This window comes from Iodidimonas sp. SYSU 1G8 (genome assembly GCF_039655775.1).
Taxonomy (GTDB): domain Bacteria; phylum Pseudomonadota; class Alphaproteobacteria; order SMXS01; family SMXS01; genus RI-34.
The window spans coordinates 1887957-1911780 of sequence record NZ_JBBYXJ010000001.1 but is presented as its reverse complement, the minus strand read 5'-3'; the positions used below and the strand labels follow the sequence as shown (position 1 = coordinate 1911780).

The window sequence follows — 23824 nt, the reverse complement described above, 5'->3', positions numbered from 1 at the left end:
CCGTTAGGGGCGGGGCTGGATCTCGGCGGCCAGGGCGGCCAGTTCCTCGCGCGCGGCGTGATCGGCCCGTTGCTGAATCAGGCCGAAGGCGTCGATGAGGCGTTGGCCGAAGGAGGTGAGTTCGGCGCCGCCGTGACCCTTGCCGCCGATATGGGTGACCAGCACCGGCTGTCCGAAGATGCCGTTGAGTTCATCGATCAGCAGCCATGCCCGGCGATAGGACATCTTCATGTCGCGCGCCGCGGCGGCGATCGACCGCTTCTCGGCGATCCCGCGCAGCAGCGCGATCTTGCCCGGGCCGACCTGGCCGGCGCTGCCCAGATCGATCTTTACCCAAAGACGCGGCGTTTCGGCCATGCTCATGATGTCCTCGTTCCGGATGCTGTGACGGCAGGTTAGGGGATCGCGCCCGCCCATGCAAAAAATGGGCACCACCGGTGGGGACCAGTGGTGCCCAGTTCCCTCAGGGAGGAGGGTAAGGGACACTCGGCGGATGCCGTGCCTCGTGTCCCCCTCCGACGCGGCATGGTTGCCGCATCCAGAAGCTCACATGACGGGGTCGCTCGGAATTCCCCGTTGTCGCGGCCCGAAATAGCCGTGCGCCACGCGGTCACATATGTTACCGGGCGGTGACGCTTTCAGTGTATAGGTGGTGCCATGCAAATCAGGCAGAGCCGTCACCGGAAGTCTCCCCATGGCCGTCTGGCGCGGCCTTGTTTATCTGGGGGAGGAGTGTACCGGAGGCAGGCGAACCGTCAAGACCAATCAAATCCGACTGTTATGTCAAAAAGCGGTTGATCCTCTATGCTCCGGGCTCCGGGGCGCGGTAAAAACGGATCGAATTCTAGTGGAAGGTGAGATGTCTCAATTGGTTGGCAAGAAAAGCCGGGGACAGCCCGGCCGGGATACCTGGCAGGCGCGCAAAAGCGCCGAGACCCGAAGCGAAATCCTGGATGCTACCATTCGCTCCTATATCGAGGTCGGATACAGCCGGACCACCCTCCAGCAGATCGCCGACCGGACGGGTCTGTCGCGCGGCGCGATCATCTATCATTTCCCGTCCATGGTCGAAGTCACACAGGCGGCGGTCTCGCATTTGCAGCAAAAGCGCTTGGCGATCTACCGCGATACGCTGGAGACGATCGAGGGGCGCGAGGATTTCGTCGATCACGCGCTGGAGACGCTCTGGCAACAGATTTCCGATCCCCTGTTCACCGCCTATAACGAACTGACCGTCGCCGCCCGTACGGATCCGGAACTGGAGGCGATCCTGCGTCCGGCACAGGAGGAGTATGAGCGGGAGTGGGACCGGATCGGCCGCGCTCACTCGCACGCCTCATCGGATCAGGACGATCGCTTCGCGCTGACCGCCGATCTCGCCCAGTACCTGATGATCGGCATGGCCGTCAGCTTCATGTGGACCGACGCGGATTATCGCCGCCGCCGTTTGATCGAGGACCTGAAGGTCCACATCCGCTCGCTGCTGCGTGACGGCGTGCCCCGGGAAGTGGACGAGGCGATCGCCCGTCATGACGTGAAGCGCGGCGTACCGGGAGAATAGGCTCCCGAACAGTCCCACGCTTTTCCCCTGGTCCGATTGTGTTACCGTGCCCCACCAACAGGGGAGACACAGGTTCATGACGGAAACACTGGAAGACCGCATCCGGCGGCTCGAGGATATCGAGGCGATCAGGCAGCTCAAGGCGCGCTACTGCCAGGCGTGCGACGACGATCACAATCCCGACAAGGTGGCCGCCTGTTTCGTGCCCGATGGCTTGTGGGAAGGCAAGAATATCGGCGTGTACGCCAAGAGTCACGACGCCATCAAAGCCTATATCGGCGGCGTTCGGGCCAGCGGGCGCATGCGTAATTCCGCCCATATGGTCACCAACCCCATCATCCAGGTCACCGGCGACCGGGCCACGGGCGAATGGCGCTTCATCATGCTGTTCACCGGCAAGATCAACGACGGTTCGCTGCAGTACCACCGGATCATCGGCTTCTACGAGGAAGAGTATGTGCGGGTGGACGGCCGCTGGCTGTTCGAGGGTCTGCACGTGACGGTCGAGGAAAGCGGTCCCTATTCCACCGAGGATAGCAAATTCGTCTGAAGCCCTCCTTCTCCAGGAAAAGCGCCGTCAACCGCGGCGCTTTTTTTTAACAAGTTTAATATTGAATGACGGTCCATTTTTTCATAAGGTGCATCTAATTTGATACAAGTCCCAGAATTGGGGCAGGGGAGCGCAGACATCCGTCGTCGTCGATCAGGCTGCCGGGCCAGAAATGGGTCGGGCAGCGCATGGCGAAGCTTTGCCTGCGGCAAACAAGGAAGCAGCGCCAGAACGGCGTCTTTTGGGGAGGCTATCTATGAAACGAGTTTATCGGCTCGGATTGTCCACATCGATCTGGGGCTTACTGGCGCTGTCGGTCACGGCGGCGGTCGCGCAGGAGGCGCCCGCCAACGCCAAGGCCCCGGCTGCCGAACCCCGGCGCGTTGACTCGGTCGTCGTGTCGGCCCGTAAGCGCGACGAAAGCGTGCAGGACGTTCCCGTGGCCATCACGGCGATCGATAAGCAGGCGCTGGAGCGGTACGCGATCGCCGACCTGAACCAGATCTCCACCATCACGCCCAATCTGACCATCAGCCCGACGTCGAGCGGCGCCGGCGCCATCCTGTACATTCGCGGTGTCGGGACCTCCTCGGTGGATGCGGGCTTCGATCAGTCGGTTGGCCTCGTCATCGACGACGTGTTCTACAATCGTGGCCAATGGGTCGCCCAGGGCTTCATGGACATGCAGCAGGTCGAGGTGATGAAGGGCCCGCAGACGCTGTATTTCGGCAAGAACACACCCGCCGGCCTGGTCAGCATCAAGACCGCGGATCCCACCGACGAGTTCGAGGGCTATGCCCGCCTCGGCTATGAAATCGAAGCCCGCGAGAAGATGGCCGAGTTTGCCGTCTCGGTGCCGGTGTCCGATGAGTTCGGCCTGCGTTTCGCGTTTCGCGGCTCCGACTCCAGCGGCTGGATGCGCAATATCGCCCAGTCCCACGCCGGCATTGATCCGCTCGGCTTCGTGCTGCCGGGCGCGGATGACTACCGTGTCGCGGGCAAAGAGGAATATCTCGGCCGCGTGACCGCCAAGTGGACGCCCAATGACGACCTGACCGTGACCCTGAAGGCGCAGGGAGCGTCCTTGCAGCATGATGGCTATTCGGGCGCGTTGCAGAAATTCGGGTGTCAGGGTCCGGGCAACACGCCGCAACCGATCTTTGGCGTGCCGGACCTGGACGGCGAGTGCAATGTGGACTTCCGCCAGTCTCGCGGCATGGCACCCGAGGAACTGGGCGCCAACTTCCCGGAACTGAAAGACGGGTCCTCCTATGGCGACTACAAGAGTCTGGCGCTGTCCTTCAAGGTCGAATACGACCTCGACACGGTGAACCTGACCTCGGTGACCGGCTATCACACCCTGCGCAGCAAGCTGTTCGACAATTACGACTTCTCGAACGCGTCGCAGGTGTTCGCATTCGAAGACACGGAATTCAAGGCGTTCAGCCAAGAGGTCCGTGCGCTGACCCGGTTCGACATGCCGATCAACTTCATGATCGGTGCCTACTACCAGGATGCCGACCTCACCTTCCGCAACACCTCGCGCATCGCGGCGCTGCCGCCGGATGCCTTGACCGGCCGCTATTTCAGCTGGGACCGCACATCGACCCAGGACGGGCGAACCTGGTCGGTGGTCGGCGAGGCCATCTGGGAGATCATCGACACGCTCGAGCTGTCGAGCGGCGTCCGCTACACCAAGGAGCGCAAGGTCTCGCACCTGCAGAACAGCTATGTCCATGCCCTGCTGAACGGCGTGTTCTCGCGCGATCCGTTCGACAGCGCCATCAGTAACGACAATCTGTCGCCGCAGGTCACCCTGAGCTGGCACGCGACCGACGAACTGATGGTCTACGGCGCCTATAAGCAGGGCTTCAAGTCGGGCGGCTTCTCGCACAGCACGGCGCCGCGCCGAAGCGTGCTGCCGCTGGCCGAACAGGTCGCGCTGCTCGAGTTCGGTCCGGAGAAGGTGAAGGGGTTCGAGCTGGGGGCGAAGGCCTCGCTCCTGTCGGACACCCTGCGCGCGAACCTGGTGTTCTACCGCTACGAATACAGCGATCTGCAGGTCAACATCTTCGATAGCTCCATCGCGGCCTTCCGCGTCGCGAATGCGGCGGCGGCCCGCACCACCGGCGTCGAGCTGGACGTGAACTGGGCGGCGAGCGACGACCTGATGGTCCGCGGCGCCGTGGCCTACAACGACGCCAAGTATACCAACTATATTGGCGGCTGCTGGGCGGGCCAGACTCCGGCTCAAGGCTGCAACCTGCAGCCCAATGGCGGCGGCGTCTTCCAGACCCAGGATCTGTCGGGCACGCAGCTCCAACTGGCGCCGGAATGGGAGATCAACGCCGGCTTCACCTATAGCGTCCCGCTGTCCAACGGCTTCGGCCTCGACGTCAATCTGGACGGCCGCTATTCCAGCTCCTATCCCCTCTACCCGCAGCAGCGCCCCGACGCGTTCCAGGACGGATACTTCACCGTCGACGCGGGTCTGACGTTGCGCACCGACGACGATCGCTGGGCCCTGTCCTTCATCGGTCGCAACCTGACCAACGAAGCGGTCATCCTCAGCGCCGTGGATTCGCCCCTGACCGGTTCCGGCACTGGAACGCCGAATGGCAAGTGGGCCGATCTGGCCGGCACCACCCAGCGTGGCCGCAGCATGATGCTGCAGCTCACCTATCGCTTCGACTGATCCCCGAGGGCGCTGTGCCATGACAGCGCCCGACTCCCCGCCGGACCCCGGTCCGGAACAAGGAGGTTCGGCCAGAGTCCGGTTTTCCGGACCGCGGCCGAACCTCTCTTCTTGTCGGTAGCGCGCATCCGCTCGAGCATCAAAATGAAACAGCCCGTCACGTGGACGGGCTGTTCGGGACGCATCGCCGAGGCTTCAACCGGCGGCGGGCGGCACGGTCTCGATGGGTGCTTCCGGCCAGGTCAGGTACATGTAGACGTTGAAGGCGATGACGGCGGCCGCGACGATGAGCAGGACGAGCCGCAGGCGGTCCGGTGTCATTTCGCCGCCGCGCGCTCGGCTACCCGCTGCCGGGCCAGCTCGTAGACATGGCGGTTGCCGCGGCTCCAGGTCACGTTGAGTGTCGTGGCGTGGATCTTCCAGCCGTCCGCGCCGCGCTTGACGCGGTGGGTGTAGTAGCCGCCCAGCGTATGACTGGCGTCGCCCAGAGAGTTGGGCAGGAAGTGTTCGGCCTGCATGTAGACCGTCACCGTCGCCTCGTCGCCCTTGATGTCGAACACCATGTTGGCGAACAGATGCTGGGTGGCGTCGAAGCCGGGCAGCATCATCTGCACGCCCGCCGCCCACGCGTCGCCGGTCATGCGTGATCCGGGCTGGCCGCTGTAGGACGAGAAATCCATCTCGACCTCGTCGGCGAAGATCGAGCGATAGAGCGCCCAGTCGCGCGTATCGATGCCGGTGGCGTATTTGTTGATCAGGTCGGTCAGGTCGGCGCGGTCGCGCAGATATTTCAGATCGTCGCTCATGGTCGCATGTCCCCGTTTTCAGGTCGTCAGTGTCAAATGGCCTTGGCGGCCAGATGGCCTTCGCGGATCGCAGTTTGCAGGAAGCGCGGTGAATTTGCATCGCCGACCACATGCACCTCGCCGATCTTGCCGCGCAGTTCGTTGTAAAGGTCGCGGTTGGGCCGGTTGGCCGAGACGAAGACAACGGTCTCGGCGGGAATGGCGCTCGCCGCCCCTTCATAGGTCGGCGTGATGGTTGCTTCCTCGTCGCCGACGTCGGTGACGCGGTGACGTGTGTAGATCCGGAAGTCGCCCTTGCCCAGCCGTTCCAGCGCCGGCTCGGTCATCAGCGCGGTTTCCACCTTGGGGCCGAACATGGCCTGGGTCGTGACGAAGCTGACCGACGCGCCATGTTCCATGAGGTATTCCGCGACGCCAATGGCCTCGTAGTGGCCGACATCGTCGATCACCACGGCGCTCTTGCCGATGCGGTTGCGGCCGTGGGTCAGCAGATCGATGCTGGACAGCACGTTGGGGCGCTCGAAATGGCCGATGGGCTCGCCCGGATTGGTGGACTGGATGCCGTCCATGCGCGGCATGGATCCGGTGGCGACGATGACGGCGTCCGGGGCCTCGGCGATCACATCCTCCAGTTCCATGTAGGTACCGAGACGAACGGCGACGCCCAGGCGGAAGATTTCCGCCTCCTGCCATTTGGTGATGTCGGCGATGCCGTGGCGCTTGGGCAGCTTGGCGGCGAAGTTCATCATGCCGCCCAGCTCGCCGGTCGCTTCGGCCAGCACGACCTTGTGGCCGCGCAGCGCGGCCACGCGGGCCGCTTCCAGGCCAGACGGCCCGCCGCCGATGACCAGGACCTTCTTCGGCTTGTCGGCCGTGCCGATCCTGTCGTCGCCGATGGCGCGCTCGAAGCCCACGCCCGGATTGACGGCGCAGCCCATGCGATGCGCCGGCCCCAGCAAATTGCCGACGCAGCCCTGGTTGCAGGCGATGCAGGGCCGCACTTCCTCGACCCGGCCTTCCATGGTTTTACGCACCAGGTCCGGATCGGCGATGTTGGCGCGGGTCATGCCGACCATGTCGGCCTCGCCCTGGCGGATGATCTGGTCCGCTTCCTCCAGCGTGCGCACGCGGCCGATGACGATGGTCGGCACGGTCGCGGCCTTGGCGATCGGCACGCTGGTGGGCAGCTCATAGCCCATGGGCTCGTGCATGCCACCGATCATCTTGGGGAAGCTGTTGTAATTGCCCATGGAGACGTTGACGAAATCCACCAGCTTTTCCTGCTGGACCCGTTCCACCGCCATACGGTTCATCTCGACGCCGACGCCCGCCGCGACCATGTCCGGCGCGACGCGGATGCCGACGGCGAACCCCGGCGACACCGCCGCCTTCATGGCCCGCAGCACCTCGAGCATGAAGCGGACCCGGTTCTCGAACGGGCCGCCATACTCGTCGGTGCGCTTGTTGAGGTTGGGCGACAGGAACTGCTGCACCAGATAGCCATGGGCGCAGTGCAACTCGACGCCGTCGATTCCGGCCTTTTCGCATCGCGCCGCCGTCGCCGCGTAGGCGCCGACGATCTCGTCGATCATGGTCTTGGTCATGGGGATCGGCACGGCGCCGCCCAGCGGATTGGGGATGTCGGACGCCGACCAGGGCGGGCTGCCATCGACCGGATTGGCGTTATGGCCGCCATGCCAGATCTGCTGGAACACGGCCATCCCATGCGGACGCACGGCCTCCATCAGCTTGCCGTATCCCTCGTCCAGCGTCGGGTCGAACATGTTCAGCGGCGCCGGACTGGTCGGATGGACCGACAGGATCTCCAGCACCGACAGGCCGACACCGCCCGCCGCCCGCGCGGCGTGATAGGCGATCAGGTCGTCGGACAGGGTGCCGCCGCCGATCCCGGTGGCATGGGCCGTGCGGACGACCCGGTTCTTGATCGTCACCCCCGCGATGCGGATTGGTTGCAGAACGTGCGTGAGCGCCATGTGACTCCCCTTCAGCTAGGCGTTCGATGTGGCGGTGTCAGCGCCTGATGTAGGGCGCCAGATTGGTGTAGCTGCCCGGCACCAGTTCCGTGAGCTGGACGCGGCCGAATCCCCACGAGGCCATCTGGTCGATCTTGGCGGCGACCTTTTCGGGATGGCCGACAAGGCCGCTGGCGAAACCGTCGCCCAGCATGGCCTCGAGACCCTTGACCGGCTCGCTCTCTCCCGCGGCCATCAGGGTGAAGTATCCGATGGGAATGTCGGCGTCGATCTCGCGGACCTTGGCGACCATTTCCTTCACGTCATCGTCGGTGACGCGCGCCAGCGCGGCGAAATCGAGCGAGCCGCCCCGGATGAAGTCCCCGGCGAACACCTCGACGCGGTCGACGATGGGCGTGATCTCGCGCCGTGTGCGCGGGCCGCCGGCCGAGCCGACCAGCAGCGGCGCGGTGCCGTTATAGGGGCCGATGACGGGAACGTTGATCTTATAGTGCTCGCCCTGGAAGGTGCATTTGCCGGTGTCGAAAATCTCGCGGACAACGGTCATCGCCTCGCGATAGCGGCTCGCGCGCTCGCCGGGGCCGGGATAGTACTGGCCCAGCCCGCCCGAGACCTCGCTCTCGGACCATCCGGCGCCCAGCCCGGCTTCGAAGCGGCCCTTGGCGGCCTGATGCAGGGTCAGGCTGGCCTGGGCGAATTCGACCGGCGACCGGAACAGGTTGTTGCAGAACGACGAGCCGAAGCGCAGGCCGGTGGTGGCGCAGGCGATCCGGGTCAGGGTGACCCATACATGCGGGTAGGGCTTGTCGCCGACCCAGAAATGGTCGCTGACGACGACGCCGTCGAAGCCCTCGGCTTCGCGAGCGCTCGCCCAGTCCGCCGGATCCAGATCGATGCCCGTATTGTAGTTGGCAAAATATTCCATCGATCTCACTCCACGTCCCAGGCAACAGGCAGATGGTCGAAGCCGTACAGCACCGACGGCGCCGTCTGCACGGCAGGTCCATCGGCGCGCAGATTGGGCAGACGGGTGAGAATCTCGTGCAGGGCGATGCGCGCCTCCATGCGGGCCAGCGGCGCGCCGGTGCAGATATGCGTGCCCCAGCCGAAGCCTAGCTGCTTGCGAAGTTCGGACGGATCGCGTTCCACGTTGAAGCGGTCCGGCTCGCTGAACTGGCTTTCGTCCAGATTGGCCGCGGCGAACATGCACATCACCTTGGAATCCTTGGGAATGTGCACGCCGTGCAGGGTCACATCCTCGTTGTTCGTGCGGAACAGGCCGTGGACGGGCGCGGTAAAGCGCATGGATTCCTCGGCCGCCGCCGGGATCAGGTCCGGATTGGCGAGGACCTTCGCCATCTGGTCGGGATTCTCCAGCAGATGGTGAATGGTGTTGCACACCAGCATGGTGGTCGTGCCGCTGCCCGCGATCAGCAGGAACGAGATGAAGCCGAGCACGCGCGCCGGCTCCAGCCGCTTGCCGTCCACTTCGGCGGTCAGCAGCCGGGTGATCAGATCGTCTTCCAGCGTGCCGCCGGCATCCAGCACCGTCTGGCGCTTCTGGACTTCGTTGATGAAGTAGGCGCCGAATTCGCCCTGGACGCGCTGGATCACGGCGGGATCGGCATCGCCGAACACACCCAGGGTCAGTTCTTCGACCCAGCCGCGAAACATCAGCCCGTCATCGGGGTTCACGCCGAGCATGCGGGCGATCACGAAAAGCGGGATATGCATGGCGAAATCGCGCATCAGATCGCCGCGTCCGCGTGGCTTCAGATCGTCGACCAGCTTCGTGACGAAACCCGCGATATCCGGCTCCAGCGCCGCGATGGTCTGCTTGGTGAAGGCCTTGTTCACCAGCCGCAGCTGGAAGTCGTGCTCGGGCGGATCGACGTTGACCAGGGCATTCGGCGCATTGGGATCCGCATAGGCGGTACCGGGGCCAAACTTGCTGGACCACAATGCCGTGTTGCGCAGGATTTCCTTGACGTCCTGATAACGGCTGACACTGAAGAAACCATATTTGTCCGAATGATGGACTGGGCATTCGGTGATCAGTCGCTTGTAGGTGGGATGAGGGTTCTCCTGGAATTCCCTATCCTTGATATCGAAGAAGTCCGTCATGAAATCTCCCCGCCATCCGGTACTATGATACGCTTTTCCATGGAGGCGCGGCGGTGGAAATAGCTGCCGCGCATTTTTGCGGCGGCAGCGATCTTGAATCGCTCGCGTCTTTCCACCAAGGTCCTCCCCAAGCTCCATCCTGCCTGTTGCCCACAAGGGCGATGCATAAAATGGAACAAGGTTCAGTTTTATTGATCCCGGTGCCGGCGGTCAAGGACTAAGGGGCTGCGGTCTTGCCAGATTCTGGCTGCGGCGATACAAGCGTCAGTGAAGGTTGGAATTTGCTCCAGCCTTCCGGTCTCAACAATCGATGGGTGCGGAACAGAAGATGAGTCGAGTGAGCGCGGCAGTGCAGAAGCGGTCTTCCTACGCGAGCGAGTCCATGGCGCGCCGCCGCGTCCGTGTGCTCGAGGAAACCCGCAAACTGATCGCCGAAGCCGGTTATGACGGCGTCACCATGCGCTTGCTGGCTGAACGCTCGCAGGTTGCTTCGGCGACCCTGTACAACATCTACGGCAACAAGGAGACGCTGATCGCCTCGGCCGTGTCCGAATTGCTCGAGGAGCAGATCGAGCGCGGGCGGCAACAGAGCGGCGGCGGCCTCGAGGGCGAGATCACGCGGATCCAGTGGATCGCCGACGAGATCATGCGCATGCCGGAATATGCCCGCGCGATGGTGACGGTTTATTTCTCCGGCAGCGCCGACAACATCGTGCGCGACCTGCTGCGCCGCATCACGTCCACCAACTACGCGCGCATGCTCGATGCCCTGAAGCGGGACGGCGACCTGCTGCCGTGGGTCAATGTGGAGCTCGTGGCGTCCGAACTCGCCAATCATGAGTATGCCGTGGTGCATGACTGGGCGGTCGGTCAGCTGCCGTCCGAACAGCTGGCGGAGCGGCAGAAATACGTCATGCTCCTGACCCTGGGGAGCATCACCCAGGGCGCGACCGCCGACGCGGTCCGCAAGCATCTCCAGGCGTGCCAGAGCAATCTTCTCTAGAGATCGGGCCCCGTCGGTTCAGCGCGCGCGGTAGCTGACGTGCAGGCCGGTCAGGCCGCGGTGCAGGATACTGACGATGTGGCGCAGCTCGTTCCTGCCCGGCGTCAGCCGCAGATCGGTCAAACGCGTGAACAGGCGCTCGTAGGCAATGGCCATCTCCTTGCGCGCCAGCAGCGCGCCGACGCAGAAATGGGTGCCGAGGCCGAAGGAAAGGTGGGCGCCGGCGTTCTTGCGGCAGGGATCGAACGCCTCGCCATCGTCGAACTTGGCCTCGTCACGGTTCGCGGCATCGTAGCTCAGCAGCAGGATCGCGCCCTCCGGCAGCGCGACGCCGCCCAGTTCGGTGTCATGCTTGACGATGCGCCACATGTGCTTGGTCGGCGCTTCCAGGCGCAGGATTTCCTCGACCACGTTGGGGATCAGCGACGGATCGGCCGCCAGCCGGTCGGCGAGGCCGGGCGTCTCGAGAATGTAGGCCAGGCCGCCGGCCAGCGCGTTGGTGGTGGTCTCGTTGCCGGCGACGAGTAGCTGTTGCAGGATCGACAGCGCCTCGGACATGTTCAGCAGGCGGCCGTCGTCCAGCGTGGCGTTGGCCAGATCGCTGATGATGTCGTCCTGCGGCTCGGCGCGGCGGTTTTCGAGGACCCTGGCGAAGTATTTGTGCATCTCGACGACCGAGCGCGCGCCCTGCAGCTGCTGTTCCTTGCCGCCCATCTGGCTCAGGCTGGCGATGACGTCGTCGGACCAGCGCTTGAACGCGGGCAGGTCGGCGCGCGGCACGCCGAGCTGGTCGGCGATGACGAACACAGGCAGCGGAATGGCGAAGCTCTCGAAGAAATCGCATTCCGTGGTCTTCAGCATCTCGTCGATCCGCTCGTCGCAGATCCGGGTGATGTAGGCCTCCATGGAATTCACGCGGGCGGCGCTGAACGCCTTGTTCACCAGGTTGCGGTAGTTCTTCTGCTCGGGCGGGTCCTGGGTCAGCATGGTCTCGACCGGCGGAAAGCCCTCGGACATGATCGCCTCCACGTCCGGGTCGCGTTGGCCCCGCGCGCTCATCAGGCTGGCGAAGCGGTTGGAATAGGTCCGCCAGTCGCGCAGCACGTCATGCACCAGCTTGTAGGGCGTGACCAGCCAGACGTCCCGGCCCGGGATCGGGCTGTTGGGCAGCTTGTAGACCGGCGCTTCCGCCCGCGCCGCCTGATAAAACCCGAAGGGGCATTCCACGGTCTGCGGGTCGAAGAAGTTCATTTGGTCGAGTTTCGTCACGACAATTCTTCCCTCTTGCTGCCGCCGGAGAGTGATCCGGTCTCCAGCTTGGATCAAGGGCTCGTGTTCCACACCTGTCAGGGCTGACAGGTCGCCGGGGAGCGGTTATCTAGGAGGCTGGGAACAATGGGGAGAAACGGGCATGGACATGCCGTACGGCGCGATCGTGCAACAGGCCTATGTGGTCAACGATATCGAAGCCGCCGCCGCGCGCTTCAGCAAGACGTTCGGCATCGGCCCGTTCGTGCTGCTGGAGCACATCAAGCTGCCGGAGGTGCTGTACCGCGGCCAGCCGGCCGAAATGGAACTGTCGGCGGCGCTGTGCCAGGCCGGGCCGATCCAGATCGAGCTGATCCAGCAGCATTATGACGGCCCGTCCTGCTACCGCGACACCTGGCCGAAGGGGCAGGAAGGCTTCCACCATGTCGCCGTGCTCTGCGAGGATTTCGAGGCCGAGCGGGCACGTTACGAAGCCATGGGCTGCCCGACCGCGATGATCTTCGGCACCAGGGAAACCCGCACCTGCTACATGGACGCCCGCCACATGAGCAACGGCATGGTCGAGCTCTATACCGACTACAAGGGCATCCGCGACCTCTATCGCATGGTCTCGGACCGCGCCCGGACCTGGGACGGGAAGAGCGTCATCGTCCGGCCCTGACGCAAGCCTCGACGGAGAAGGGCGGTGGCCCTTCCCCGCAACGGGCGGGACTATTCCGCGGCGATGGCTTCGCTGCGTCTCGGTGCCGGACGACGTCCCTCGATATAGTCGTCGATCACCTCGTGGAAGCGCCGGATCCGGTGTTCCTGCTTCGCCAGGTAGACGCCCTTGTAGGCGCGGGAGCGGAAGCCCAGCTGCTGGCCGGGCGTGACGGCCATGTCCTGGTCGATCGGCTCGCCCAGCGACTGCTCGCCGAAATTGAACACGACGTGCTCCACCTCGGCATCGCGCTCGACCGGGCCGGCCGCGGTCATCACCGGCGTGGTGACGCCCTCCGGCGCCGGCGCGTACCACCAGTTGTCGAACACGCACTGTTCCGGGTCGGTCGGGTGCGGCCGGGCGCGCAGGAAGTGGAAACCTTCGGCCCAGATCGACACGGCGAAGTTCGGGAACAGGAAGTAGTGATAGGTGTCGGTCAACTGGTGATCGCGCAGGTCGTTGAAATAAGTATAGCCGCGCGCGGGTCCCAGTCTGCGTTTGGCCTGCTGCAGCGCCTCGCGCGTCTCGAACTCGCGGCCCTCGAAATCGGCGGGGTCGAGCTCCCATGCTCTCAGCGCGCCCTCGAGCGCCGGCTTGATCAGCGGCTGGCCGCTGCCGATCAGCCGGTGCGAGGGCGAGCCGGACTGCATCCACATACGGTTATGGCCTTCATCGGCCATGTCGAACTGGGTCCAGCGATAGTTTTCCTCGACGGTGGCGTCGGCCTGGGGATGGACGGCGGGCAGGTGGTAGGACTCGTTGAAATTGTCCAGGATCACCTTCCAGTTCACCGGCACGTTCGCCGTCAGCGCCAGATAGCGCTTCCATGTATGGATCTGGTAGGGCTGCCAGTCGCCCCAGACCGGACCGAGATACTCGCGCAGCGACACGCAGTCGGGGTCCATGTTCACCCACACGAAACCGGCGAAGGTCTCGCAGCGGATTTCGGTCAGCGTCAGCTTGCCGCAGGGATCGCCCTCCGGGAAATCCTCGGCGTCCTGGGCATGGGTCAGGCTGCCGTCGATTTCCCAGCGCCAGCCATGATAGGGACAGGTGAAGGCGTCCGCCGTGCCCACTTCGTTGAAGATCAGCCGTGCGCCCCGGTGCAGGCAGACATTGTAGTAGGCCTTGATGGCGCCGTCGTGCTGGCGGACCATGATGAAGGATTCAGGGCCGACCTCCTCCATCTGGTAGTCACCGGCTTCGGGGATTTCATCCTCGCGGCCGAGCAGCAGCCAGACCTTGGTCCAGACCTTTTCCCATTCCTGAGCGGCGAAGGCCTTGGACGTGTAGCGATAGCCTGGAATCGTGTGCCCGCGCAGCGTCTGCTGCGGCCATTTCGCCGGGCCGGTCGCGTACCAGGCCGATGTATGTAATGTCATTGCGTGATCTCCCGCTCACGCCTGACGTCGCTTCCCGGACATACTATTCAGAACGGCCGGGGCTCTTGTCACCTATCGATTCTGACAGGCGTGCCCAATAAAAAGGGGCGCCGAAGCGCCCCTTTTGTCCGTCTGTAGGACTGTCTCTATTCGGCGGCGATGGCCGTGTGCGGCGTGCTGTCCACCTTCCGCTTGCCCTTGCCTTCGATGTACTCGTCGATGACTTCGTGATAGCGGCGGATACGTGCCTCCTGGCCCGACAGGTACACGCCCTTGAAGGCGCGGCTGCGGAAGCCCAGCTGCTGGCCGGTGGTCACGCCCATGTCCTGGTCGATCAGCAGGCCCAGGCTCTGTTCGCCATAGTTGAACACTTCATGCTCGGCTTCGTCGCCGGCCTTGAAGGTGCCGTTCGGCGTGTGGATCGGCGTCTCCAGATCGAACGGCACGGGCGAATACCACCAGTGGTCGAACACGCTCTGGGTCGGGTCGGTCGGATGCGGCCGCGCGCGCAGGAAGTGGAAGCCCGTGGCCCACAGCGACACCGCGAAATTGGGGAACAGGAAGTAGTGGTAGACGTCCGTGAGCTGATGGTCGCGGAGGTTGTCGAAATGGTTGTAGCCGCGCGACTTGCCCAGCTTGCGCATGGCCTGCTGGATGGCCTCGCGGGTTTCGTATTCACGGCCGCCGCGGAACTCGTCCGGATCCAGCTCCCACAGGCGCAGCTGGCGCTCGAGCACCGGCTCGATCTTCACCTGGCCGCCATTCCATTCCATCTGCTTGGACGGCTTGCCCGACTGCATCCACATGCGGGCGTGGCCTTCCGGCGCCATGTCGTACTGGGTCGAGAGATAGCTTTCCTCTGTCTTGCCGGCGGCCTGCGGGTGAACGGTCGGCAGGTGATAGGACTCGTTGAAATTGTCCAGGATCACCTTCCAGTTGATCGGCGCCGTGCAGGTCTGCGCCAGATAGCGCTTCCAGTGGTCCATCTCGTAGGCGGCCCACTCGTCCCACAGCGGGCCGAGATATTCCTTCAGCGTCACGCAGTCCGGGTCCATGTTGACCCAGATGAAGCCGGCGAACACCTCGCAGCGGATCTCGTTCAGCGTCAGCTTGCCGCAGGGATCGCCCTCGGGGAAATCCTCGGGGTCCAGCGCGAAGGTGAGCTGGCCGTCGATTTCCCAGCGCCAGCCATGATAGGGGCAGGTGAAGGCATCGACCGTGCCGACATCGTTGAAGATCAGCCGCGCGCCGCGATGCTGGCAGACATTGTAGAAGGCACGGATGCCGCCGTCTTCCTGGCGCACCATGAGGATGGATTCCGGGCCGACCTCTTCCTGCTGATAGTCGCCGGTCTCGGGGATTTCATCGGCGCGGCCGAGCAGCAGCCACACCTTGGTCCACATATATTCCCATTCCTTCTCGAAGAATTCCTTCGAGTGATAGCGGAAACCCTCGATCTTGCTGCCCTTGAAGCTGGGCTCGGGATAGCGGGGCGCGGGCTCCTTGGCCCAGGCGGGATTCGGTGTGGTCATCGGTCAACTCCCCGTTGAATAAGGTGGCCGCATTATCCGGCACGGGGCAGGGTGCGTCACCTGTTGACTCTGATAGGCCCTGAACCCAACCAACGGAGCGGGGCGGCAGACGAAGAAAGGGGCGCCGAAGCGCCCCTTTCCGGTCTTGCCGTTCAGGCCTATTCCGCCGCGATGGCGCTGCTGCGCTTGGGCGCCGGGCGAATGCCCTCGATATATTCGTCGATCAGCTCGTGATAGCGGCGGATGCGGTGCTCCTGCTTCGCCAGATAGACGCCCTTGTAGGCGCGGCTGCGGAAGCCGAGCTGCTGGCCGGTGGTGATGCCCATGTCCTGATCGATCAGGCCGCTCAGGCTGCGCTCCAGATACTGGAACACTTCATGCTCGACCTCGGCGTCGCGCTCGACCGGGCCGTTGATGGTCATCACCGGCGTGGTCAGACCTTCCGGCGCCGGCGCGTACCACCAGTTGTCGAACAGGGTCTGGCCCGGGTCGGTCGGATGCGGGCGGGCGCGCAGGAAGTGGAAACCGTCGGCCCACAGCGACACGGCGAAGTTCGGGAACAGGAAGTAGTGATAGGTGTCGGTGAGCTGGTGGTCCTTCAGATTGTCGAAGTGGGTGTAGCCCATCTTCGGACCCTTCTCGCGCATGGCCTTCTGCAGCGCCTCGCGGGTTTCGTACTCGCGGCCGCCGCGGAAGTCGTCGGGGTTGAGGTCCCATTGCTCCAGCATCCACGCCAGGCCCGGCTTCAGCAATTCCTCGCCACGCTCGATCAGCGAGCGCGACGGAATGCCCGACTGCATCCACATGCGCGCATGGCCTTCCTCGGCCATGTCGAACTGGGTCCACTTGTAATTTTCCTCCACCGTCGCGTCGGCCTGCGGGTGGACGGTGGGCAGGTGATAGGACTCGTTGAAATTGTCCAGGATCACCTTCCAGTTGCAGGGAATGGTGGCGGTCAGCGCCAGGTAGCGCTTCCAGCTGTGGATTTCATAGGGCGCCCAGTCGTCCCAGATCGGCCCGAGATATTCCTGCAGCGACACGCAGTTGGGATCCATGTTGACCCAGATGAAGCCGGCGAAGGTCTCGCAGCGGATCGGCTCCAGCTTCAGCTTGCCGCAGGGATCGCCCTCGGGGAAATCCTCGGGGTCCAGCGCGAAGGTCAGGCTGCCGTCGATCTCCCAGCGCCAGCCATGATAGGGGCAGGTGAACGCGTCGACGGTGCCCAGATCGTTGAAGATCAGGCGCGCGCCGCGATGCTGGCAGACATTGTAGAACGCCTTGATGGACATGTCCTCCTGGCGGACCATCAGGATGGACTCGGGACCCACCTCTTCCATCTGGTAGTCGCCGACTTCCGGAATTTCGTCCTCGCGGCCGAGCAGCAGCCAGACCTTCGTCCACATGTTCTCCCATTCGTCATGGAAAAATTCCTTCGAATGGTACCGGTAGCCCGGAATGGTGTGGCCCTTGAGTTTGGGCTCCGGCCATTTCTCGGCCGGTTGTGCGTACCAGCTGGCGCTGTGAGCGGTCATCTCGATCTCCCCGTTCAATCCTGTAGGTGCGTGCCAATATGCCACACTCCGACGCAAAACGGCGAGTCTGACTCTTTTGCCAGATTCATTTTCCCCGGCTGTTTTGACAGGGGCGGCCCACGATAGGCATGCCAGGATAAGTGACGCGGCGTATGGGCTCGGCTATCATGACCGCGTACATCAATAGGCACGCGGGGAGACGTTTTGGCATGGCGGACGGGGAGTCCGGCGATCTGGGGCCATTACTCAAGGCGCTCGAGCATGTCCGCGACACGGCAGAGGCGGTCGATATCGCCAAACGGGTAGGGGCGATCATCGGATTGCCGTATCCATCCTGTATCGCCGATTATTCCGACCCGCTGCTGACGCGCACCCGTGACGGCAAGACCTATGCCGAATTGTTCGGCTGGAGTGTGGACTTCCGCGAGGATTGGGAGCGCAACCGGCTCAATCTCATCAGCCCGATCGCCAACGTGTGCCGCTACTCCACCAAGCCCTTCATCTGGCGCTCCAAGGACGTGGTCTCCATGATGCCGGCCGCGAGCGGCGCCAAGCAGCGTCAGTGGCACCTGACGCCCGAGCGTCACATCGCCGGCGGCATCACCATCCCGGTCCACATGCCGCTGGGGCGTGTCAGTTCCATGGGCTGGGTCGCGCGCGAGGAGGTCCGTCCATTCGAGGAGGTGCTGGCGCGGTACTCCATCGAATTGCGGCTGGTCGCGCTGCTGTTCCTCGAGAGCGTGTTCGATCAGCGGTCCGAGGTGAACGTGCCCGCGCCGGCGATGACCGCGGGCGACACCGGCCTTTCGGAGCGCGAGGTGGAATGCCTGTCCTGGGTGGCGCTGGGCAAGACGGATTCGGAGATCGCGACCATCATCGAACGGTCGGTGCCGACGGTGCGCTTCCATCTGGAAAACGCCATGAAGAAGCTGAACGTGCACAACCGCACCCAGGCCGCGGCGCTCGCGGCGCAGGCTGGCATTCTGGGCCCGATGGTGCAGTGACGCGCCCGCTGGCGAGAGATCTGCACCCGTAACTTATCCTTGTGTCCCCGGCGGAAACCGCCGATGAATACGGCCCGCAAGGTCTGGCCGCGCGATGCCGCGCGCCGCCATCCTCAGGCCGCCGTCACGATCCGAAGGGAGACAACAATGGATTTCGAACTCAGTCCCAAGGCGAAGGAACTGTCGCGCAAGCTGCAGGCGTTCTTCGACGACCACATCTATCCGAACGAAGAGACCTATGACCGGCAGATGGCCGCCTTTGGTTCTGACCGCTGGCAGATCCCGCAGATCATCGAGGATCTTAAGCTGAAGGCCAAGGAAGCGGGCCTGTGGAACCTGTTCCTGCCGCACAGCGAGACGGTCGAAGGGCTGAGCAACCTGGATTATGCGCCGCTGTGCGAGATCATGGGCCGCGTCAGCTGGTCGTCGGAAGTGTTCAACTCGCTGGCGCCCGACACCGGCAACATGGAAGTGCTGGAGCGTTACGGCACGCCGGGCCACAAGGAAAAGTGGCTGAAGCCGCTGCTGAACGGCGACATCCGCTCCGCCTTCCTGATGACCGAACCGGACGTCGCCTCGTCCGACGCCACCAACATCTCCACCAGCATCGTGCGCGATGGCGACGAGTACGTCATCAACGGCCGCAAGTGGTGGAGCTCGGGCGTCATGGACCCGCGCTGCAAGGTCTACATCCTGATGGGCAAGTCCAACCCGGACGCGCCGGCGCACGCGCAGCAGTCCATGATCCTGGTGCCCGCCGATGCTCCCGGCATCACCATCGAGCGTCACCTGCCGGTGTTCGGCTTCGATCACGCGCCGAAGGGCCACGGCCAGGTGCTGCTGGAGAACGTGCGCGTTCCGGCCGAGAACCTGCTGCTCGGTGAAGGCCGCGGTTTCGAGATCGCCCAGGGCCGCCTCGGTCCGGGCCGCATCCATCACTGCATGCGCGCCATCGGCGTCGCCGAGCGGGCGCTCGAGAAGACCTGCAAGCGCCTCGTCTCGCGCACGCCGTTCGGCAAGAAACTGTCCGAGCAGTCGCTGTGGCAGGACCGCATCGCCGATGCCCGCACCGAAATCAACATGTGCCGCCTGCTGGTCATGCACGCGGCGTGGATGATGGACACGGTCGGCAACAAGGTCGCCCGCAGCGACATCGCCCAGATCAAGGTCGCGTGCGCGCGCATGGCCTGCAAGGTCGTCGACATGGCGATCCAGGCCCATGGCGGCGGCGGCGTGACCACCGATTTCGGCCTGGCGGCGGCCTATGCCAACGCCCGCACCCTGCGAATCGTCGATGGCCCGGACGAGGTGCACAACCGCACCATCGCCAGCCTGGAACTGAAGAAGTACACCAACCGGGGCTGACGCCCGGTTGTGCCGTTGGGGAAGGGGCGCGGAACCGGTACCGCGCCCCTTTTTCGTGCCGAATGTCACCCTGATGGCACCAAAGTCCGAATTTAGATAAAATTTGTTGCAAATATGGCGGGAAAGAGACAAGTCTGATCGGAACGGGGCCGATCCCTGCTGCCGGAAGCATCCGATGAAAAACGCGCTCGCCTGTTTCGTCCTTCTGATGAGTATGGCCTTCAGCGGTCACGCCGCCGTCGCGACCCCGGTCAACTGGGGCGTCCCTGTATCGGGTTTCGGCGCGACCACCACGGTCGGCAACTATAATAGCGCCACTGGTCAGATCGGTATGTATATCCCGCTTACGGGAGGCTACAACGGCGTCTACGGTGTGAACGGCGTCGGCATGAGCGCCTCCACCGGCCAGGCGCCGACGTCCGGTTCCATGAACATGTTCCTCAAGTTCACCGGTGTCTCGGTCGGCCCGAACATCCTGTCGCTGGCGTTCAACGATCTGGATATCGTCGGCGCCAACGATCCCAACAACTTCTTCGAGAGCGTCCAGATATTCACCCAGGACGGCACGAGCCTGGCGTTGATCGACAATGTCAACGATCCCTGGGTGATCAGCGCCCCGTATGAGGGCTGGCAGACCTTCGAGGTGCCGCTGACGGTCGCCAGCACCAACACGCTGTATGTGAAGCTGGGCCTGAGGGCCGATCTGACGCAGTTGACCGGCATGTGGGAGAACACACAGGAATTCATGAAGGCGTCCATCGCCGGGGTCGCGACCCCGGTCTCCGAACCGGTCACATTCGGTTTCCTGGGGCTGGGCATGCTCGGTCTCGCCGCGATCCGCCGGCGCGCGCAGGGCGCGGCAGCCATCGCCGCCTGATCCAGCGGGGCGCCGCAGCAAAAAGGGCCGGCATGCCGGCCCTTTTTTTGACGTGACCTCCGTGACGGCGGAGTCCGTGCCTGGGATCAGCTGTTGCGGTTGGCCATCATCTGCTGGGTCTCCCGGAATACCGACGCCACCAGCGTGACGAGATACTCGCGCAGGGCACTGTCCTCCCGGTCGTCGGAGAGGCCGAAGGTCTGGCGCAGCGCCATGCCCTCGAGACAAGTCAGCACCAGCCGCGACATGACGCGGAACTTGTCCAGATCGTTCTGCCATTCGGGCATCAGTTCGGCAGCGGCCTGGCGCGCCTGCTTGTGGTACTCGGCATAGTGCTCCTGCACCAGCTTGCGCAGATGCTCGTCCGTGCGCGATGCCATGGCGATCTCGGCAAAGGCGACATAGGACGGATCCTGGACGAATTCCCACAGCGCCTCCACGCGGCGGCCATGGAGTTCCTGGTCCGCCGGTTCCGAAGGCCGGCGGGCATAGGTCCTCTGCAAGGCAAGCTGCTGCGAGAAGATGAACTGCAGCGCCGCCTCGATCGCGGCGGACTTGGATTCGAAATGATGCTGCATGGCGCCCTTGGACAGACCGGCCTTTTTGGCGACCTGTCCGAGCGTCAGATTGGAATAGCCGTATTCGGCAAGACAGTCGACGATGGCGCGCAGGATGCTCTCGCGCGTGAACTCGCTCTTGGTCGTCTGCCAGTGCTCAGGGTCGGATGTTTCCTTGGCCCGTTGCAGCGCCAGTTTCCGGCGCTGGCGCGAATCCAGGCCGTTCAGATCGGCGGCAAGGTCCATGTCCGACTGCCCGGCGAGTTTCAACTTGCTGGCGGTATGAATTTCGTTCCCCGGACTACCCAACACCATTGGTGTTATCCCCCCTGATTTTGACAAGGATGCTATGCCCGATTGCGTACGTCGTCCACAAAGATGTCCATTTTGACAGGTGAAAATTTATTACGGACGTTTTTTCGCCGCTCTCTTGCGACCCTGTATCAGTTGGAAACCCTAGGGTTGAGGTGTAATTGGCGTTACACAAAAAACAATCAAATTTGTCTTTTTGTAATCATAAAAAATTATACTTGGACTGTTACATCCGAAATTATGCGGATATGACTTATCGATGTCAGTGAAAGCGCGTTACGGTAGTGGCGCTTGATGATGGAAAAGGAGAGGTCCCATGAATGTGCAGGCTCCAGAGTCCCTGAAGCCCGGCGAGGCGCGTTGCCCCGGCCCCAGCACCCGTGACCTGATCCTGCGGGATGGCTGGGAGGTGCCAGCGGCGCTGATCGCCGAGGACTACACCTTTCTTGGCGACGAGGACATGCCGTACGACCGCTACACCTCGCCGGCGTTCTTTCAGGCCGAGTTCGACCGGATGTGGAACAAGGTCTGGCAGTGGGCCTGCCGGGAAGAGCACATTCCGGAAGTGGGTGACCACTATGTCCATGACGTCGGGCCATACTCAATTCTCGTCGCGCGCGTGGCGCCCGACGAGGTGAGGGCGTACTGGAATTCGTGCCTGCACCGCGGCACCCAGCTGCGTCCGTCGGACAGCGTCGGCAACGTCATGCAGTTCCGCTGCCCCTTTCACGGCTGGACCTGGAATCTGGACGGCAGCCTCAAGGAGATTCCCTGCCGCTGGGACTTCCCCAAGGTCACCGACGACGAATTCAGGCTGCCCCAGGTGAAGGTGGCGCGCTGGGGCGGCTTCATCTTCATCAACATGGATGAGAATGCCGGGCCGCTCGAAGACTATCTCGGGCCGCTGGCCGACCATCTCAAGGACCGGTGGGATCTGTCGCGGCGCTACGTCGCCATGCATATCCAGAAAATCCTGCCGGCCAACTGGAAGGCGGCGCAGGAAGCGTTTCTCGAGGCTTATCATGTCGTCGAAACCCACCAGCAGTCCCTGGCGATCACCAGCGACGCCAACTGCCAGTACGACACATTCAGCGACAAGGTGACCCGATTCGTGCACACGGTCGGCATCCAGAGTCCGCACTATCCCGTGGAGCAGAGCCAGCAGGAAATCATCGAGAAGATGCGCTTCGCGCCCCGGGGCGTGACCCTGAAGGAAGGCGAAACCGCCCGGGCGACCGCCGCCCAGTTCCTGCGCGAGACCATGAGCGAGGAGTTCAAGGTGGATCTGTCCGGGTATAGCGACAGCGAAATGCTGGACTCGATCGAGTACCACCTGTTTCCCAACATGTTCTTTTTCCCCGGCGTGTCGCTTCCCATGCTGTATCGGTTCCGGCCGAACGGCATGGATGTGGACAGCGCCGTTTTCGATCTCTTGTTGCTCAGGCCTCTCGCCGACGGCGAAACCGCCCCCGAGGCGCCAGCGCCGGTGAAGATCGGCATCAAACAGTCCTACACGGAGGTGCCGGGCCTCAACCCGCTCCTCGGCGCGGTCTATGATCAGGACACCATGAATCTCGACATGCAGCAAAAGGGGTTCAAGGCATCCCGCAAGGCCGGGCAGACCCTGGGCAATTATCAGGAGGTGCGGATTCGCCGCATTCACCGGACGCTGGACGCCTATCTGAACGCCTGATCGACGCGCTACGCGGCGCCCGGGGCAAAGGGGGAAAGCTTGCCGGTGAAGATGTCGCCGACCGTGCGCTTGAGAAAGGCGCGAACGGCCTCGTCGTAATGCTCATCGGAAATCCCGAACTCCTGACGGACGGCCATGCCCTCGATCACGGTGGAGACGAGGTGGGCGACGAAGTTGAACTTCTCCACGTCGGCCTGCCATTCGGGAAGCAGCTCGGCGGCGGCTTCGCGCGAGAGCCGGAAATATTCCTGATAATGCGCCTGGACGAGCTTGTGCAGATGCGGCTCCTTCCGCCCGGCCATGGCGATTTCCATGAACGCGACATAAGAAGAATCGCGCACATAGTGCCACAGCGCCTCGATGCGCCTGTCGTGTAGCTGATCGTCGGCCGCTTCCGTGGGGCGCCGTGCCGATTCCCGCTGAAGCGCCAGCTGGTCCTCGAATATCCGGGTCAGCGCCGCTTCGATGGCGGCCGACTTGGAATCGAAATAGTGCTGCAGCGCGCCTTTGGTCAGGCCGGCCTTCTTGGCCACCTGGGTCATGGTCAGTCGCGAATAGCCATCCTCCGCCAGACATTCGACCACCGCGCGCAGGATGCTCTCGCGGGTGAAGCCGCTCTTGGTGGTTTGCCATTTGTCGGGATCGGTCGTGCCCTTGGCCTTTTCCAGCGCCGCCATGCGCTTCTGCCGCGCCTTGGCCGCGTTGCCATCCGACTGAGACACGAACGCAGCGCCGTAGCTTGTCTTTCTGTTCACGAAGGATGGTCCCCCGACCGGCTGCCTTGGACGGATTATAGACCCGTAACATGCGCTATGTCGCCGGGCCTGCATGGGGTTATTAAAAATATACTACTAAGAATATTATTTTA

21 protein-coding genes are annotated in these 23824 nt (G+C 63.5%); 9 read left to right on the top strand and 12 right to left on the bottom strand.

Annotated elements, in window-relative coordinates; genetic code table 11:
* Window positions 1-3: 3 nt before the first annotated feature.
* The gene (locus tag WJU17_RS09115; protein ID WP_346327009.1) at window positions 4-363 is read right to left on the bottom strand and encodes a LysR family transcriptional regulator; all 360 of its coding nucleotides are present in this window, start codon (window positions 361-363) and stop codon (window positions 4-6) included.
* Between the two features lie 496 nt (window positions 364-859).
* On the opposite strand from WJU17_RS09115, the gene WJU17_RS09110 reads away from it, so the two are divergent.
* The 3 genes from WJU17_RS09110 (at window position 860) to WJU17_RS09100 (ending at window position 4806) form a co-directional block, all read left to right on the top strand.
* Entirely contained in the window at window positions 860-1561 is a 702-nt protein-coding gene (locus WJU17_RS09110; protein WP_346327008.1) for a TetR/AcrR family transcriptional regulator, read from the top strand.
* A 76-nt stretch (window positions 1562-1637) separates the two neighbouring features.
* On the top strand, window positions 1638-2111 hold the full coding sequence (locus WJU17_RS09105; protein ID WP_346327007.1) for a nuclear transport factor 2 family protein: 474 nt from the start codon (window positions 1638-1640) through the stop codon (window positions 2109-2111).
* A gap of 256 nt (window positions 2112-2367) precedes the next feature.
* Window positions 2368-4806 carry a TonB-dependent receptor gene (locus WJU17_RS09100; protein ID WP_346327006.1) on the top strand — a complete coding sequence of 813 codons (2439 nt, stop codon included), beginning with the start codon at window positions 2368-2370 and terminating at the stop codon, window positions 4804-4806.
* A gap of 195 nt (window positions 4807-5001) precedes the next feature.
* Here the strand turns inward: WJU17_RS09100 and WJU17_RS09095 are convergent, their stop codons facing one another.
* From WJU17_RS09095 to WJU17_RS09075, 5 genes are read right to left on the bottom strand one after another with little or no spacing between them, the layout of a single operon-like run.
* Window positions 5002-5127, bottom strand: coding sequence for a hypothetical protein (locus WJU17_RS09095; RefSeq protein WP_346327005.1), 126 nt, complete (start codon window positions 5125-5127; stop codon window positions 5002-5004).
* Window positions 5124-5612, bottom strand: a complete 489-nt coding sequence (locus WJU17_RS09090) for a nuclear transport factor 2 family protein (protein ID WP_346327004.1) — start codon at window positions 5610-5612, stop codon at window positions 5124-5126. The genes WJU17_RS09095 and WJU17_RS09090 overlap by 4 nt, the downstream gene beginning before the upstream one ends.
* 32 nt (window positions 5613-5644) lie before the next feature.
* On the bottom strand, window positions 5645-7606 hold the full coding sequence (locus tag WJU17_RS09085; RefSeq protein WP_346327003.1) for an FAD-dependent oxidoreductase: 1962 nt from the start codon (window positions 7604-7606) through the stop codon (window positions 5645-5647).
* Window positions 7607-7643: 37 nt separating this feature from the next.
* Window positions 7644-8531, bottom strand: coding sequence for an LLM class flavin-dependent oxidoreductase (locus WJU17_RS09080; protein WP_346327002.1), 888 nt, complete (start codon window positions 8529-8531; stop codon window positions 7644-7646).
* Between the two features lie 5 nt (window positions 8532-8536).
* Window positions 8537-9730 (bottom strand): cytochrome P450, encoded by a 1194-nt coding sequence (locus WJU17_RS09075; RefSeq protein WP_346327001.1) that lies wholly within the window; start codon window positions 9728-9730, stop codon window positions 8537-8539.
* 328 nt (window positions 9731-10058) lie between these two features.
* Here WJU17_RS09075 and WJU17_RS09070 point away from each other — a divergent pair, with 328 nt between their 5' ends.
* Window positions 10059-10733: a TetR/AcrR family transcriptional regulator gene (locus WJU17_RS09070; protein ID WP_346327000.1), complete on the top strand. Its 675-nt coding sequence runs from the start codon at window positions 10059-10061 to the stop codon at window positions 10731-10733.
* An 18-nt stretch (window positions 10734-10751) separates the two neighbouring features.
* Here WJU17_RS09070 and WJU17_RS09065 read toward each other — a convergent pair whose 3' ends face one another.
* On the bottom strand, window positions 10752-12002 hold the full coding sequence (locus tag WJU17_RS09065) for a cytochrome P450 (RefSeq protein WP_346326999.1): 1251 nt from the start codon (window positions 12000-12002) through the stop codon (window positions 10752-10754).
* 142 nt (window positions 12003-12144) lie between these two features.
* Between WJU17_RS09065 and WJU17_RS09060 the strand changes: the two genes are divergently transcribed.
* Window positions 12145-12663 (top strand): VOC family protein, encoded by a 519-nt coding sequence (locus tag WJU17_RS09060; RefSeq protein ID WP_346326998.1) that lies wholly within the window; start codon window positions 12145-12147, stop codon window positions 12661-12663.
* 50 nt (window positions 12664-12713) lie between these two features.
* Here the strand turns inward: WJU17_RS09060 and WJU17_RS09055 are convergent, their stop codons facing one another.
* The 3 genes from WJU17_RS09055 to WJU17_RS09045 all read right to left on the bottom strand — a co-directional run bounded on the left by WJU17_RS09055 (window position 12714) and on the right by WJU17_RS09045 (window position 17148).
* Complete coding sequence (locus WJU17_RS09055) at window positions 12714-14084, bottom strand: aromatic ring-hydroxylating dioxygenase subunit alpha (RefSeq protein ID WP_346326997.1); 1371 nt, start codon at window positions 14082-14084, stop codon at window positions 12714-12716.
* Between the two features lie 146 nt (window positions 14085-14230).
* Window positions 14231-15616, bottom strand: coding sequence for an aromatic ring-hydroxylating dioxygenase subunit alpha (locus tag WJU17_RS09050; protein ID WP_346326996.1), 1386 nt, complete (start codon window positions 15614-15616; stop codon window positions 14231-14233).
* Window positions 15617-15774: 158 nt separating this feature from the next.
* Window positions 15775-17148: an aromatic ring-hydroxylating dioxygenase subunit alpha gene (locus tag WJU17_RS09045; RefSeq protein WP_346326995.1), complete on the bottom strand. Its 1374-nt coding sequence runs from the start codon at window positions 17146-17148 to the stop codon at window positions 15775-15777.
* 209 nt (window positions 17149-17357) lie between these two features.
* On the opposite strand from WJU17_RS09045, the gene WJU17_RS09040 reads away from it, so the two are divergent.
* From WJU17_RS09040 to WJU17_RS09030, 3 genes are all read left to right on the top strand, one after another.
* Window positions 17358-18152, top strand: coding sequence for a LuxR C-terminal-related transcriptional regulator (locus WJU17_RS09040; RefSeq protein ID WP_346326994.1), 795 nt, complete (start codon window positions 17358-17360; stop codon window positions 18150-18152).
* Between the two features lie 147 nt (window positions 18153-18299).
* Window positions 18300-19517 carry an acyl-CoA dehydrogenase family protein gene (locus tag WJU17_RS09035; RefSeq protein WP_346326993.1) on the top strand — a complete coding sequence of 406 codons (1218 nt, stop codon included), beginning with the start codon at window positions 18300-18302 and terminating at the stop codon, window positions 19515-19517.
* Window positions 19518-19692: 175 nt separating this feature from the next.
* The gene (locus WJU17_RS09030) at window positions 19693-20394 is read left to right on the top strand and encodes a hypothetical protein (RefSeq protein ID WP_346326992.1); all 702 of its coding nucleotides are present in this window, start codon (window positions 19693-19695) and stop codon (window positions 20392-20394) included.
* 86 nt (window positions 20395-20480) lie between these two features.
* Here the strand turns inward: WJU17_RS09030 and WJU17_RS09025 are convergent, their stop codons facing one another.
* A complete protein-coding gene (locus tag WJU17_RS09025) occupies window positions 20481-21266 on the bottom strand; it encodes a TetR/AcrR family transcriptional regulator (protein ID WP_346326991.1) in 786 nt (261 codons plus the stop codon).
* Between the two features lie 313 nt (window positions 21267-21579).
* Here WJU17_RS09025 and WJU17_RS09020 point away from each other — a divergent pair, with 313 nt between their 5' ends.
* On the top strand, window positions 21580-22956 hold the full coding sequence (locus tag WJU17_RS09020; protein WP_346326990.1) for an aromatic ring-hydroxylating dioxygenase subunit alpha: 1377 nt from the start codon (window positions 21580-21582) through the stop codon (window positions 22954-22956).
* Window positions 22957-22964: 8 nt separating this feature from the next.
* Here the strand turns inward: WJU17_RS09020 and WJU17_RS09015 are convergent, their stop codons facing one another.
* Complete coding sequence (locus WJU17_RS09015; protein WP_346326989.1) at window positions 22965-23711, bottom strand: TetR/AcrR family transcriptional regulator; 747 nt, start codon at window positions 23709-23711, stop codon at window positions 22965-22967.
* Window positions 23712-23824 lie beyond the last annotated feature (113 nt).